This window comes from Streptomyces sp. NPDC005722 (assembly GCF_040630935.1).
Lineage (GTDB): Bacteria > Actinomycetota > Actinomycetes > Streptomycetales > Streptomycetaceae > Actinacidiphila.
This window is the reverse complement of sequence record NZ_JBEXYN010000021.1, coordinates 17,399-30,907: the sequence shown is the minus strand read 5'-3', so window position 1 is coordinate 30,907 and position 13,509 is coordinate 17,399. Positions and strand designations below refer to the sequence as shown.

Here is a 13,509-nt window from a genome sequence, read left to right as displayed (position 1 = left end):
AAGGCACCGGCACCGGCGGGGCGACGGGTACGCGCCGTCGCGGATGCCCGGCGGCACAACGCCGGCGCCGCGCACGACCGCGCAGCGCCCCCGTCGGTCCCGGCACCGCTCACCGGCGCTGGGCTCACGCACCGCGTGTGAGGTCACCGCGCCCGCGGGTAGGCGCACAGCCGACCGGCGGCCCGGCGGCGCGGGGCGCCCGCTGCGGGTGGACGGTCGCCGTCCTACGCTGAAGAGGGGCGCGGCCTGCAGTGGCAGGTGGCGAACGCACCGTGCCGGGCCTCCCGAGAGGAGAACCGCAGATGAGCAGCCACCACTCCAATTCCCACGTCGACGTCCTCCTCACCGGCTGCGAGCGGCAGGACGCCGGAGCCGTGCTGGGCGCATTGGAGGCGGCCTTCCCGACGCGTCCGGGCGAGTCGCTCACCGAGGCCGTGGAACCCCGCCCCGGGTCCTCGCACCCGACCGTGTGGGCCGCCTCCGTCGACACCCGCAGCCACGGGCACGAGCTGGGCCCCGTCCACCTCGACGGCGCCCTGATCGCGGACCTCTCCGGCGGGCCCCGTCACGTGCGCGAGGTCAAGAAGGTGCTCGGCGACTCCTTCCGCCTCGAGGAGCAGGGTTCGGTCTCCGGTGACCAGGAGGTCGAGCTGCGGCTCCGCCTCACGGAGCTGTCCGACGGCCGCTGAGCCGGAGGGCGTCCCCGGGCCCGGGACGGCCCGCCAGGCGGCGGGCGGTCCCGGGCCGCATGTGCGTCGCACCGGCGCCGGGCCCCGCCCCGCCCGGTTCAGGCCACGAAGAGCCCCGACCCCTCGCCCTCGGAGCCGCCGCCGTCCCGGACGGTCTGCGCGGCCGCCGCCAGCCGCTCCACGGCGTCGCGCGCCACGGGCCCGCCGACGGTGAAGGGCAGCCGGACGTACCCCTCGAAGGCGCCGTCGACGCCGAACCGCGGGCCCGAGGGGACGCGTACGCCGAGGCGCTCGCCCGCGACGGCGAGACGTGAGCCGGACACGTCCCCGGTCCGCACCCACATGGTCATGCCGCCGGACGGGACGGCGAACTCCCAGTCGGGCAGCCGCTCGCGCAGCGCCGCCACGAGGTCGTCCCGGTGGGCGCGCGCCCGTTCGCGCCGGGCGGCGACCGCGTCGTCCCACGCCCCGGTGCGCAGCAGCCACGCCACGGCGAGCTGGTCGACGACGGGCGAGCCGAGGTCGAGGTAGGCGCGGGCGCTGACGAGGCGGCGCACGACGTCGGGCGCCGCACGGACCCAGCCGATGCGCAGCCCGGCCCAGATGGCCTTGCTCGCCGAGCCGACGGTGATGACGCTGCCGCCGCGGTCGAAGGCGGCCATCGGGCGCGGCGCGGACGCCGCCCCGTCGAGCGGCAGCTCGGCCATGGTCTCGTCGGCGACCAGGACGGTCCCCGCGGCGCGGGCGGCCTCGACGAGGGCGCGGCGCTGGTCGTCCGGGACGAGGGTGCCGGTGGGGTTGTGGAAGTCGGGCATGACGTAGGCCATGCGCGGCGCCGCGTCGCGCAGGACGCGCTTCCAGGCGTCGAGGTCCCAGCCGCCGAGGCCCTCGCGCATGGCGACGGGGACGAGCCGGGCGCCGCTCTCCCGCAGCAGTTCCAGGACGTTGGCGTAGCTCGGCGACTCCACGGCGACGCGCTCACCGGGGGCCCCGAGACGGCGTACGGCGGCCGCGATGGCGCCCATGGCGCCGGTGGTCACCATGATCTGCTCGGGGAGGGTGGGGATGCCGCGCGCGGTGTAGCGCGCGGCGATGGCCTCGCGCAGCACGGGCAGCCCGGCGGGGAAGTCGCCGTGGGTGGCCGAGTACGACGGCAGGTCCGCCAGCGCGCCCTCGACGGCGCGGGTCAGCCACGGCTCGGGCGCGGGCAGCGCCGCGCAGCCGAGGTCGATGACGGTGCCGGCGGCGTCCGGCGGCAGCGGCTCCAGACCGCGGGTCGGCAGGGCGTGCCCGTCCGGCACGGCGGTCCAGGTGCCGGCGCCGCGCCGCGACCGCGCGAAGCCCTCGGCGCGCAGCGCCTCGTAGGCGGCGGCGACGGTGGTACGGCTGACGGCGAGGGCGAGGGCCAGTTCGCGTTCCGCGGGGAGCCGCGCGGCCACCGGCACGCGCCCCTCCAGGACGGCGACCCGGATGCCGTCGGCGAGCCCGCGGTAGGCGGGGACGCGGCGGCCGGCGGCGCTCCGGCCCGGACGGGGCTCCAGCAGACGCGCGAGATGGGTGCCCCCTACCGTTGCGGTCCACTGCGACATGGTTTCCGGTCCACCTTCCGCATATTGGCCATGGATTTCTCCCAGGACCATGCCACATAGTGTCGCGCATCGACTCGTCATGGCCAGAGGGGGGTCCCGTGGAGGGCCAATCCAGAACCGCACGCCGCCTGTTGCACCTCTACGCGGGACTGGCCCTCTACGGGGCGAGCGCGGCCGTGCAGGTGCGGGCCGCGCTGGGCCTCGACCCCTGGGACGTCCTGCACCAGGGCATCTCGCGGCACACCGGCGTCAGCATCGGCCTGGTCTCGGTGGCGGTGGGCGCGCTCGTCCTGCTGCTGTGGTGGCCGCTGCGCCAGCGGCCGGGCCTGGGCACCGTCTCCAACGTCTTCGTCGTCGGCCTCTCGATGGACGCGACGCTGGCCCTGCTCCCCCAGCCGCACGGCCTCGGCGTGCGGATCCCGCTGCTGGTGGCGGGCGTGGTGCTGAACGGCGTGGCGACCGGCCTCTACATCACCGCCCGGTACGGCCCGGGCCCCCGCGACGGACTGATGACGGGCCTGCACCGCCGCACGGGCCGCTCCATCCGCCTGGTGCGCACGGCGATCGAGGTCACCGTGCTGGCGGTCGGCTTCGTGCTGGGCGGCAGCGTCGGTGTCGGCACGGTCGTCTACGCGGTGTCGATCGGGCCGCTGGCCCAGTTCTTCCTGCGGCTGTTCGAGCTGCCGGCGTCCCGTCCGGAGGACGACTCCGTGGTCGTCGCCCGAGGGGGGCGGCCGGTGGCGGACGCCGCGGAGGGGCGCGCCATACTGCCGGAGTGAGCGACATACGCCATCCGTACCTGGACAGCCCGGCCCCGATCGCCTTCGCCCACCGCGGCGGCACCGCGGACGGCCTGGAGAACACCGCCTGGGCCTTCCGGCGCGCCGTCGACCTCGGCTACCGCTACCTGGAGACCGACGTCCACCTGACCTCGGACGGCGTGCTGGTCGCCTTCCACGACGCGTCCCTCGACCGGGTCACCGACGCCCGCGGGCGGATCGCGGAACTGACGTGGGGCGAGGTGGCCCGGGCCCGGGTGGCCGGGCGCGAGCCGGTGCCGCTGTTCGAGGAACTGCTGGAGGAGTTCCCGGACGCCCGCTGGAACGTGGACACCAAGACGGACGCCGCGGTCGAGCCCCTGGTGGAGATGGTGCGCCGCACCGACGCGTGGGACCGGGTCTGCGTGGGCTCGTTCTCCGAGGCCCGGCTGGTCCGGGCCCGCGCGCTGGGCGGCCGGCGGCTGGCCAGTTCCCTGGGCACCCGCGGCGTGGCGGACCTGCGGCTGCTCTCCCGTGGCGGCCGCGCGGCCGAGCGCCTGCTCCTCGCCGCGGCACGGCGGCGCGGCGCGGTGTGCGTGCAGGTGCCCGAGCGGGCCTACGGCATCCGGGTCGTCGACCCCGCGTTCATCGCGGCGGCGCACGGGCTGGGCCTGCAGGTGCACGTGTGGACGATCAACGACGAGGCCCGGATGCGCGCGCTGCTGGACCTCGGCGTGGACGGGATCATGACCGACCGTCTGGAGGCCCTGCGCTCGGTGTTCAGCGAACGCGGGGTCTGGACCACCTGACGGCCGGTCCCGGCCGGGCGGCCGGGACACGTCACACCTTGGCCTGCTTCGTCTTGGACATCCGGGCGAAGACCACGACGTTGCCCGAGTAGCCCGAGTCCTTGCTGTAGGTGCCGCCGCAGGTGATCACGCGCAGTTCGGGGTCCTTGGTGTCCCCGTAGACGCGCTTGGAGGGGAACTCCGCCTTGGTGAACACCTCGATGCCGTAGATGGTGAAGATCGCCGTGGTGCCGTCGTCGCGCACCACGTCGATGGTGGAGCCCTTCTTCAGTGCCCCGAGGCTGTAGAAGACGGCGGGTCCGCTCTCGTTGTCGACGTGGCCGACGATGACGGAGGAGCCCCGGGCCCCCGGGCTGACCGAGTCCTTGAACCAAGCGGCCTCGCCCGCCTTCTCCAGCGGCGGTGCCGCGATCACGCCGCGGCTGTCCAGGCCCACGTTCATGATCGGCGCGTCGATGCTCACGCCGGGGATGCGGATGCGCGTCGGCTGGGCGGGCGGCAGCGGGGGCGGAGCCTTGATCGCGGCCGCGTCGGAGAGCGCCGCGGAGGCGGCGGACGGCTGGGGCGGCCCGTCCATCCCGGTGAAGCCCTGGAAGGTCAGCACCACCCCGGTGACGAGGACCGAGCACACGAGCACCCCGACCGCCCCGCGCCCGCGCCGGGTCAGCGTCAACCGCCCGGGGCGCGCGGCCCCGGGGCGTCCGGCCGTTCCGCCGCCGGGACGGCCGGGAAGGCCCGGGCGCGGCACCGGACGACGCCGGGGCGCCGCCGGCGGTTTCGCGGGCGCCGACGCCGGGGGCTTCGCGCCGGCCGGGGCCGGGGGCTTCACGGCAGCGGGGGCGGGGGGTGTGACGGGAGTGGGCGCCGGGGGCTTCGGCGGAGCGGGTGCCGGCGGTTTCGCACCGGCCGGGGCCGGCGGCTTGGCCGTGCCCTTCGGCGGGGCCGGCGCCTTCACGGCAGGCGTGCCCTTCCTCTTCTGCCTCTGCTTCTTCGCGGGCGGCTGCCCCGTCCGCGCCGGCGCCGGGTCGGCGGGCCGGGCGCGGGCCGGGGGCTGCGGGGTGCGGTCCGGCCGGCCGGGTGCCCGCGCCACGCCGGCGGTGTGCTCCGGCACGAAGGGCTGGCCGAACCACGGGTCGGGCTGCCCGTACCAGGCGTCGGGCTGTCCGTACCAGGGCACGGGGGTCGTCTGGTCCCCGGAGTTTCGCAGCATCGCAGTCCTCAGCTCCGACCGGTGGGTCATGAGTGACAGTCCGTCATAAATGATGTTAAACCGAAGTATGCGTCAAACGCGGATGGATCAGTGCTAACCGGGCAATGTACGCCCCACTCGATCGAGTGGCGGCGCTGCGGCAGCGGGGCCAACCGGGGCGGCGGCGCCCCGAGCGGCGCCGATGATGCCGAGCGTGTCCTGACGGGTGCTCATCACCCGTGCCCGCCGCGGTCCGACGATCCGCACGCACTGGCCGTGGCCGCGGCCGTCGTGTACCACGCGCGCGCCGAAGGGCTGCCGGCCGGCACGGGCGCCGCCGGTACGGGGTCCGCCGCTGTCGCCAACGCGGCCCCGGGTCCCGCGGGTTCACGGCACGAGCGGCCCATGAGGGTCGCTGCGCCGGCGTCCGGGAGGCGCCTGGCCACGTGGAGGCCCGGGCGGGCCCGGCCATTCGGTGCGTCCGGGCGAATTCCCCTGCCCTGCCGCTCCGGTGAACGCCGGTGAAATCACCTTTTCCGCAGCGGTTTTCCCGAGCGGACGGGGACCGCCGAACCCCGCCCCGTAGGGGCGCTCGTTCCCCGGGCGCATTTCGCGCCCCTGGGGAGGTGTTCTGACGAGGCGTGGCCTGATGGCTCATCGGCTGACTGGACGTCCGCTGACGCCGTTTCCGGCGGACGTCCGGTCACCCGTTTGACGAGCTCTTCACATTTTTCTGATGTCGCCGTGGGTATGGCTCCCACCTGCGACAACGCTGTTCCGGCCGGAGTGGTGATGCCCCGTCCGGGGGAGACCCTGTGCCGATTCCGAGGTGCGTGAAGATCCCCGCCCTCGTGCCATGGATCTCAAGGACGCGGTCGCAGTTCGTGTCGCGGTGATCCCCAATCCCGCCTGCCCCGTCCGCAAGGAGGTTCCCCCCATGCGTGGTTCACGCATTCTCGCAGCGGCGACCATGACGGCCGCCGCAGTGATTCTCCCGGCGTCGCATGCGTTCGCCCTCACGAACGTCAACATCATCCCGGAGGAGGCCGTCGCCGGGCAGCCGGTCGCCATCACCGCCGACGGGGCCACCTGCCTGACCGGCACCGTGACGGCCGTCTCCTCCCCCGGTGGGCTCTTCCTCACCACCGGCAGCCTGACCGGTGACGTCTGGCAGCCGACCGCGACGGGCAAGCGCGCGGTCTTCGACGTCCCGCAGGGGATCGACCCCGGTACCTACACCGTCACCGTGACGTGCACCCCGGCCACCGGCAGCACCGGCACCACCGAGTCGGACACCGACACCCTCAAGATCCTGAGCGCCAGCGGCGAGCGGGACGGCGAGAACGGCCGTGACGGCGAGGGTCAGGGCGAGGGCCGTGACGGCGGCGGCCGGGGCGGCGAGCACGGCGGCGGCGAGCACGGCGGTTACGGCGGCGGCCACGGTGGCGGCCACGGCGGCGGTGGCGGTGGCTACGGACGTGGTCACGGCTACGGCGGCGACGACCGGTGCGAGTCGTGGTGGGGCAGCGACGACGACAACGGCCGTGGTGGCGGTGGCGGTTACGGCGGCGGCGGTGACAACGGCGGCGGCGGTTACGGCGGCGGCAACGGCGGCGGCGGTGGCAACGGCGGCGGCGGTGGCGGCAACGGCGGCGGCGGCAACGGCGGCGGCGGCGGCGGCAACGGCGACCGCAACGGCGGCGGCGACAACGGCAACGACGAGAACGGGGGCGACGGCAACAACGGCAACGACCTGACCGCGCAGAGCTTCGGCGGTGGGTCCGACGACGGCCGCAACATGGACGACTCGTGGGGCGGCAACGGCGGCGGCCGTGGCGGCGACGACAACGGCGGCTACGGTCGCGGCAACAAGGGCTGCAAGGGCGGCCACGGCGGCGGCGGTTACGGCGGCGGCAACGGCGGCGGTGGCGGCAACGGCGGTGGCGGCGGCAACGGCGGCGGTGGCGGTGGCGGTGGTGGCGGCGGCAACGGCGGCGGCCCCGACACCGGCTTCGGCGGTTCGATCGGGATGAACACCCCGGAGACCCTGCTCGGCGCCTCGTTCCTGGTCGCCGGTGCCGGTGCCGGTGTCTACATGCTGCGCCGCCGGCGCATGAACGGCGGCCGCGCCTGATCGCCGCGGACCTCCGCGACACAGGATGACCGTCCTGCCCCCGGGCCGCCCGCGTGGCGCCCGGGGGCAGTCCCGTGCACGGGCCGGACGGACGGGAGGAGTCCGCCGGATGAACGCGTGGATCCGGTGGATGATCCCCCTCCCCCGCCCCGGCCGTGGATGGCATCATGACCGATCACATCGGCACGGCGCACGACACGGATCGGCAGGAACCACGGGTGACCACGGGCGAGGCGCAGGACACGGCGGTGCACGACGGCACCACCGCCCCGGCGCACGAGCGGCGGCGCGCACAGCGCGGCTGGTACTTCTACGACTGGGCCAACTCGGTCTTCTCCACGAGTGTGATCACGGTCTTCCTGGGGCCGTACCTCACGGACATCGCGGAGACGGCCGCGGGTCCCGACGGGTACGTCCACCCGCTCGGGATACCGGTCCGCGCCGGTGCGTACTTCGCGTACGTGGTCTCCGCCTCCGTGCTGCTGTCGGTGCTGGTGATGCCGCTCGCCGGGGCGGTCGCCGACCGAACGGGCCGCAAGAAGGCACTGCTCGGGACGTTCGCGTACATCGGCGCGGCCGCGACGACGGCGATGTTCTTCGTGACCGGGGACCGCTACCTCCTCGGCGGCGGACTGCTGATCGTCGCCAACGTCGCCTTCGCGTCGGCCATGGTCCTCTACAACGCCTTCCTGCCCGAGATCGCCGATCCGCACGAGCGCGACGCGGTGTCCTCGCGGGGCTGGGCGTTCGGTTACGCCGCCGGGGCGTTGATGCTCGTCGCCAACCTGGCGCTGTTCCTCGGGCACGACGCGGTCGGCGTCTCCAAGGGCATGGCGGTGCGCATCTGCCTGGCCTCGGCGGGCCTGTGGTGGGCGGCCTTCACCCTCGTCCCACTGATGCGGCTGCGCGACACCGCGGCGGGCGCGCGGTCCGCCGGGCAGGCCGTCAAGGGCGGGGGCTCGCTGCGCCAGGGCTGGCGTCAACTCGCGGACACTCTGCGGGACATGCGCCGCCACCCGCTCACCCTGGGCTTCCTGCTGGCGTACCTCGTCTACAACGACGGCATCCAGACCGTGATCTCGCAGGCCTCGCTCTACGGCTCCGAGGAGCTGGAGCTCGACGAGACGGCCCTGATCGGCGCGATCCTCCTGGTGCAGGTGCTGGCGGTCTTCGGTGCCCTGCTGCTGGGCCGGCTGGCGGCACGCTACGGGGCGCGCCGGACCGTGCTGGGCTCTCTGGTGGCGTGGACGCTGACGATCGGCGCCGGCTTCTTCCTGCCGGCCGGCGAGCCGGTGGCGTTCTACTGTCTGGCGGCGGCCATCGGGATGGTCCTGGGCGGCAGCCAGGCGCTGTCCCGCTCGCTCTTCTCACACCTCATCCCACGCGGCAAGGAGGCCGAGTACTACTCGGTGTACGAGGTCAGCGACCGGGGAACGAGTTGGCTGGGACCGCTGCTGTTCGGCCTGACGTACCAGCTGACCGGGAGCTACCGGGACGCGATCGTGTCCCTGGTGGCGTTCTTCGTCATCGGCTTCGTGCTGCTGGCGAGGGTGCCGATGCGGCGGGCGGTGGCGGCCGCCGGCAATCCGGTCCCCGAGACGATTTAGTGCGGATGGGTGTGGCGCGGTAGTGTACGCCGTTGGCCGTCGGACGGACCGTTACTGCGCGCTAAAGATACCAGAACGCAGGGTGACATCTCACGTTAGATGTGACAAAACGGGCGTTGATGGGTACAAAAAGGGGCGGCACGACGGGCGACGCACCTCCCGAGACCGGGAATCTTCACCGCCGACCGGACGTTGACCGGATGACGACGACAGCGACACCTGTCCTGTGGGCGACACAGCCCGGGAGGCACGATTCATGAGTGAGCGAGCTCTCCGCGGCACGCGACTCGGGGCGACGAGCTACGAGACCGACCGCGGCATCGATCTGGCACCGCGCCAGACCGTTGAGTACGCATGCCGGAACGGACATCGATTCGAGATGCCGTTCTCGGTGGAGGCCGAGATCCCGCCGGAGTGGGAGTGCCGCGCCTGCGGCCAGATCGCACTCCTGGTCGACGGAGAGGGCCCGGAAGAGAAGACGAGCAAGCCCGCGCGTACGCACTGGGACATGCTCATGGAGCGGCGCACGGTCGAGGAGCTGGAGGAAGTGCTGGCCGAACGGCTCGCCGTCCTGCGCTCCGGCGCCATGAACATCGCGGTGCATCCGCGCGACAACCGCAAGAGCGCCTGACAGAAGGAGACGGGCCCGTGAGGGGCGGGCCCGGGAGACGTGCGCCCCGGGCGAGCGTGGCCTCAGTGCCGCGGCCCGGGGTTTTCGTCGTCCTGATCCGGTCCGGGCTCGACGACCTCACCCTGGATGACCTTGCCGTCAGGGCGGTGGATGCGCATCTGCTCCTCGGCGGCGCGCGCCTGGGCGAAGAGGTCGCCCAGCGAGCCTTGGCCGGCACCCCGCCCACGGGCCGCGGAGGCCCGCCGGTCGAGGGCGCGCCTGCCCGCCCTCGTCAGCAGGGAGCGCGTCGGCGGGAAGAGGAAGAGCAACCCCGCCACGTCGGAGACCAGCCCCGGCACCATCAGCAGCAGCCCGCCGATCATGAGCGGCGCCGCGCCGCTGCCGCCGTTCCCGGCGCCGGAGGCCTTCCGCTCCTCCTCGGGGTCCCGTCCCTGCTGCGCGGACCGCATCGCCTCGTTCAGCGAGCGCCAGGCACTGCGCCCGGCGTGGCGTACGGCCAGCGCCCCGCAGACGAAGCCCACGACGAGTAGCAGGAGGACGGTGAGGCCGCCGGCTGCGCCGGCGACCAGGATGAGCAGCCAGATCTCCAGCAGCGCGTAGGCGGCCACTGCGAGCGGTATCCACCTGCCGGGTCGCGAACGCCGCTGCGGACGCGCGTCGCCGCCCGGTTGCCGTGGACCGGCCGGCGGCGGGGAGCTGATCGTCATACGCACCATTGTGCCTGCTCCCCGCCGAAGTCCCGAGGGCCGGTCAGCCGCGGCGCCGCCCGGACGTCAGCCGCTTCACGCGGGAGCCGACGCCCCAGGCGGTGACCCGCCACAGCGCCTCGGCGACGATCTCCCGGTTCATCTTGCTGTCGCCGCGCTCGCGCTCCACGAAGGTGATGGGGACCTCGACGACGTGGAAGCCGGACTTCACGGCCCGCCAGGCGAGGTCGACCTGGAAGCAGTAGCCCTGGGAGGCCACCTCGTCCATGCCCAGGCCCAGCAGCGTGTCCTTGCGGAACGCCCGGTAGCCCCCGGTGACGTCGCGCAGCGGTACGTCGAGCAGCAGCCGCGAGTAGGTGCTGCCGCCGCGCGACAGGAACTCGCGGGACTTGGGCCAGTTCACCACCCGGCCGCCGGGGATCCAGCGGGAGCCCAGCACCACGTCGGCGCCCTTGAGCGCGGTCAGCAGACGCGGCAGCTCCTCGGGCTGGTGCGAGCCGTCGGCGTCCATCTCCACGAGCACGCCGTAGTCCCGCTCGATGCCCCAGCGGAAGCCCGCCAGGTAGGCGGCGCCCAGCCCCTCCTTGCCCTTGCGGTGCAGCACGTGGACGTGGTCGTCGGCGGCCGCCAGCTCGTCGGCGAGCTTGCCGGTGCCGTCGGGGCTGTTGTCGTCGGCGACGAGGACGTGCGCCTCGGGCACGGCCGCACGGACGCGGGCGACGATCGGCTTGACGTTGTCGGCCTCGTTGTACGTGGGGATGATCACGAGGACCGAGCCGAGCGGCCCGAAGGCCCTCCCCTGGGCTGCGCCACGGGTGACCCCACCGCCATCGCTCACTGCTGCTCCTCCGTCTCGTTGCGTCCCCGCCTGCCCAGCATGATCGCCGCGGCCCAGGACAGGAGGCCCACCATAGCGAGGGTCCATTCGGGAGCGGAGCCGACGCGGTCGGCGACGGTCAGATCGTCGCGGAGCGGCAGCCGCGCGCTGAGCACGGTCTGCGTGAACTCCTCGGTCTGCTGCTCGATGCGTCCGTCGGGGGCGACGACGGCGGTGATGCCGCTGGTCGCCGCGGTGACCACGGCGCGGCCGTGCTCGACGGCGCGCAGCCGGGACATCGCCAGCTGCTGCTCGGGCTGGCCGGTGCGGCCGTAGGTGGCGTTGTTGGTCTGGATGATCAGGGCTCGGGCGCCCGCGGTGACGGTGTCGTGGACGATCCCGTCGTACGCCACCTCGAAGCAGATGACGTCGCCGAGCTTCGCCGGGCCGATCTGCAGGACACCGCTGCCCTTGCCGGGGTAGAAGTCGCGCGGGACCTGGTCGAGCCGCTTGATGACCTTGGTGAGCTGCTCGCGGAAGGGCACGTACTCGCCGAAGGGCACCGGGTGCTGCTTGGTGTAGTGGTCGCCGGGGCCGCTCTCCGGGTCCCACACGATGCCCTCGTTCTGGACGTGGTCCGCGTCCGGGCCGTCGACCAGGGCGCCGACGAGGACGGGGACGCCGACCGCCCGGACCGCCTCCGTGATCAGGGCGTAGGCCTGGGGCTCGGAGAACGGGTCCATGTCGGAGGAGTTCTCCGGCCAGATCACCAGATCGGGCTTGGGCACACGGCCCGCCTTGACGTCCTCGGCGAGCTTCAGGGTCGCCTCGACGTGGTTGTTGAGGATCTTCAGCGGCCGACCGAGGAAGTGCATGCCCGGCTGCTGGACGTTGCCCTGCACGATGGCCACCCGCACGAAGTCGTCGGCCGCGGTGGGCACCGGCACCGCGTACCCCGCGGCGAAGGTGGCCACGGCCAGCACGGCGGCCGTCGTCGCGGGCACGAAGCGGCGCGCGCCGAAGACGACCGGGCCCTTGCGCAGCCGCCACACGGCGACCGCCGCCGCGGCGAGCAGCGACCCGCACAGCGCCACGGCGAAGGTCACCAGCGGCGCCCCGCCGAGCGCGGCGAGCGGCGTGAAGGGCGTAGCGGTGTTCGCGAAGGCGAGCCTGCCCCACGGGAAACCGCCGAACGGCAGCCGGTCCCTGGCGAGTTCCTCCGCCACCCACAGGCAGGCGCCCCACAGCGGCCAGGCGCGCAGCCGCGACGTGACCGCCAGGCCCGCGCCCAGCACGGCGACGAAGGCGGCCTCGATGACGGACAGGCCCACGACCGCGTCCCAGCCGATCACCCGCAGCCACAGCAGCAGCCACACGAAGAACGGCAGCCCGAAGGCGAAGCCCAGCCAGGCGCCCTGACGGGCGGTACGGCCCCGGGTCAGCAGTGCCAGGCCGGCCACGGCCGCGACCGACAGCGGCCACACCCCGTACGGCGGGAACGCCGCCGCCAGCGCCAGGCCGCACAGCGCGGCGAGCCCCGACCGCCGCGCGTTCGCCCGCAGGGCGCGCGCCATGCGGGCCGTACGGCCGGGTGCCGGAGCGGGTGGCGGCGGCGGTTCTACGGACGTCGCCGGCGGCGCGGCGGGGGCCGGTGCGGCGTCGGAGCGCGGTCGCAAGGTTCGCGGCCTTCCTGCAGGTGGTCACTGTGTGAGAGTGACCGTACCTCCAACGGCCCTGTCCGCGGACCCCGGGCGGGCAAAGCCTCCCGCCCCGGGCACGCCCGGAGCGGTGGGCGTCACCTGGGCGCTGGTTCCCGGGCCTCACACTGTCCGCGGTCGTCCAGGCAGGCCGTGGCCCGCCCGCGGGGCGTCGTCGGCCTGCCCGTCGGCTCGGGCCCGGGTGAGGGCCGAACGCCACGGCGGCGGCGCCTCGTCCGACGGGCCGAGACCGCTCAGGCCGGGCTGGCGGCAGTCGGCCGCCTTCGCCGCCCGCGTCCGTGGGGTGAACGCGGTCGCGACCCGCCCGGGCACGAACCCGGGGTGCGGGTGGCGGTGCGGGAGCGGCGTGGCCGACACCGGACGCCGTCCGTCCGCACCCCGCCACGGCATACGCCGGCCCGATGTGCGCGCCACGGGCGACGCGGCAGCCGGGGTACCGGCGTTCCGGTCGCGCGCGGGGCGTACGGCACGGCAGGGACGCCCGGGCTGCCCGGGAGGAGGGCGAGGGGGGCGAACTGCTCGGGGCCCGGAACGCCCTTCGGGCCGACCTGGGACCCGCTGGCTGCGGATCGGCGACAAGGCCGTTGTCTACTGGGCGTCCGGGCCCCTCCCGGGTCACACCTGCCGACCGGGCGGAGCCTCTCGGCGAGGCGGACCGCGTTCCGTGCCGCGAGCGCTGGACCTGGCTCCAGTGACGCACGCCGTACGGCGCGACGCCCGGTGGCCCAGCTGCGGCCGTCGGCGCACGGAGATCCGGTCGGACGTCCGGTGGTGGACCCGGCCGAACCTACTCGCCCCCGACCGCCGCCTGTCAACAGCCGTTTGACCTGCGCAGATTGACCAAATCAGCAGGTCAACGCG

The 13,509-nt window shown here is 74.3% G+C and carries 11 protein-coding genes; 6 read left to right on the top strand and 5 right to left on the bottom strand.

All coding sequences use genetic code 11. The features are described from left to right. The first annotated feature begins 302 nt into the window (after positions 1-302). Positions 303-689: a hypothetical protein gene (locus ABZ479_RS23290; RefSeq protein ID WP_499603015.1), complete on the top strand. Its 387-nt coding sequence runs from the start codon at positions 303-305 to the stop codon at positions 687-689. A 98-nt stretch (positions 690-787) separates the two neighbouring features. Here the strand turns inward: ABZ479_RS23290 and yczR are convergent, their stop codons facing one another. Then, positions 788-2,278 carry a MocR-like transcription factor YczR gene (gene yczR / locus ABZ479_RS23285; RefSeq protein ID WP_500463378.1) on the bottom strand — a complete coding sequence of 497 codons (1,491 nt, stop codon included), beginning with the start codon at positions 2,276-2,278 and terminating at the stop codon, positions 788-790. Between the two features lie 98 nt (positions 2,279-2,376). Between yczR and yczE the strand changes: the two genes are divergently transcribed. After that, positions 2,377-3,057 (top strand): membrane protein YczE, encoded by a 681-nt coding sequence (gene yczE / locus ABZ479_RS23280; protein WP_499603017.1) that lies wholly within the window; start codon positions 2,377-2,379, stop codon positions 3,055-3,057. Next, the gene (locus ABZ479_RS23275) at positions 3,054-3,845 is read left to right on the top strand and encodes a glycerophosphodiester phosphodiesterase family protein (protein WP_500463377.1); all 792 of its coding nucleotides are present in this window, start codon (positions 3,054-3,056) and stop codon (positions 3,843-3,845) included. The genes yczE and ABZ479_RS23275 overlap by 4 nt, the downstream gene beginning before the upstream one ends. A gap of 31 nt (positions 3,846-3,876) precedes the next feature. Here the strand turns inward: ABZ479_RS23275 and ABZ479_RS23270 are convergent, their stop codons facing one another. Further along, the gene (locus tag ABZ479_RS23270; protein WP_499603289.1) at positions 3,877-4,518 is read right to left on the bottom strand and encodes a class F sortase; all 642 of its coding nucleotides are present in this window, start codon (positions 4,516-4,518) and stop codon (positions 3,877-3,879) included. 1,453 nt (positions 4,519-5,971) lie between these two features. Between ABZ479_RS23270 and ABZ479_RS23265 the strand changes: the two genes are divergently transcribed. The 3 genes from ABZ479_RS23265 (at position 5,972) to ABZ479_RS23255 (ending at position 9,406) form a co-directional block, all read left to right on the top strand. Then, entirely contained in the window at positions 5,972-7,168 is a 1,197-nt protein-coding gene (locus ABZ479_RS23265) for a hypothetical protein (protein WP_500463376.1), read from the top strand. A 167-nt stretch (positions 7,169-7,335) separates the two neighbouring features. Continuing rightward, on the top strand, positions 7,336-8,775 hold the full coding sequence (locus ABZ479_RS23260) for an MFS transporter (RefSeq protein WP_499603020.1): 1,440 nt from the start codon (positions 7,336-7,338) through the stop codon (positions 8,773-8,775). Between the two features lie 256 nt (positions 8,776-9,031). Beyond that, a complete protein-coding gene (locus ABZ479_RS23255; RefSeq protein ID WP_431949087.1) occupies positions 9,032-9,406 on the top strand; it encodes an RNA polymerase-binding protein RbpA in 375 nt (124 codons plus the stop codon). A 62-nt stretch (positions 9,407-9,468) separates the two neighbouring features. On the opposite strand, the gene fxsA is transcribed toward ABZ479_RS23255, so the two are convergent. Genes fxsA through lnt form a run of 3 tightly spaced genes read right to left on the bottom strand, consistent with a single transcriptional unit; the run spans position 9,469 to position 12,606 of the window. Beyond that, the gene (gene fxsA, locus ABZ479_RS23250) at positions 9,469-10,113 is read right to left on the bottom strand and encodes an FxsA family membrane protein (protein ID WP_500463375.1); all 645 of its coding nucleotides are present in this window, start codon (positions 10,111-10,113) and stop codon (positions 9,469-9,471) included. Between the two features lie 43 nt (positions 10,114-10,156). Beyond that, a complete protein-coding gene (locus tag ABZ479_RS23245) occupies positions 10,157-10,951 on the bottom strand; it encodes a polyprenol monophosphomannose synthase (protein ID WP_500463374.1) in 795 nt (264 codons plus the stop codon). Further along, entirely contained in the window at positions 10,948-12,606 is a 1,659-nt protein-coding gene (lnt, locus tag ABZ479_RS23240) for an apolipoprotein N-acyltransferase (RefSeq protein ID WP_500463373.1), read from the bottom strand. Before lnt ends, ABZ479_RS23245 begins: the two co-directional genes overlap by 4 nt. Between the last annotated feature and the right edge of the window lie 903 nt (positions 12,607-13,509).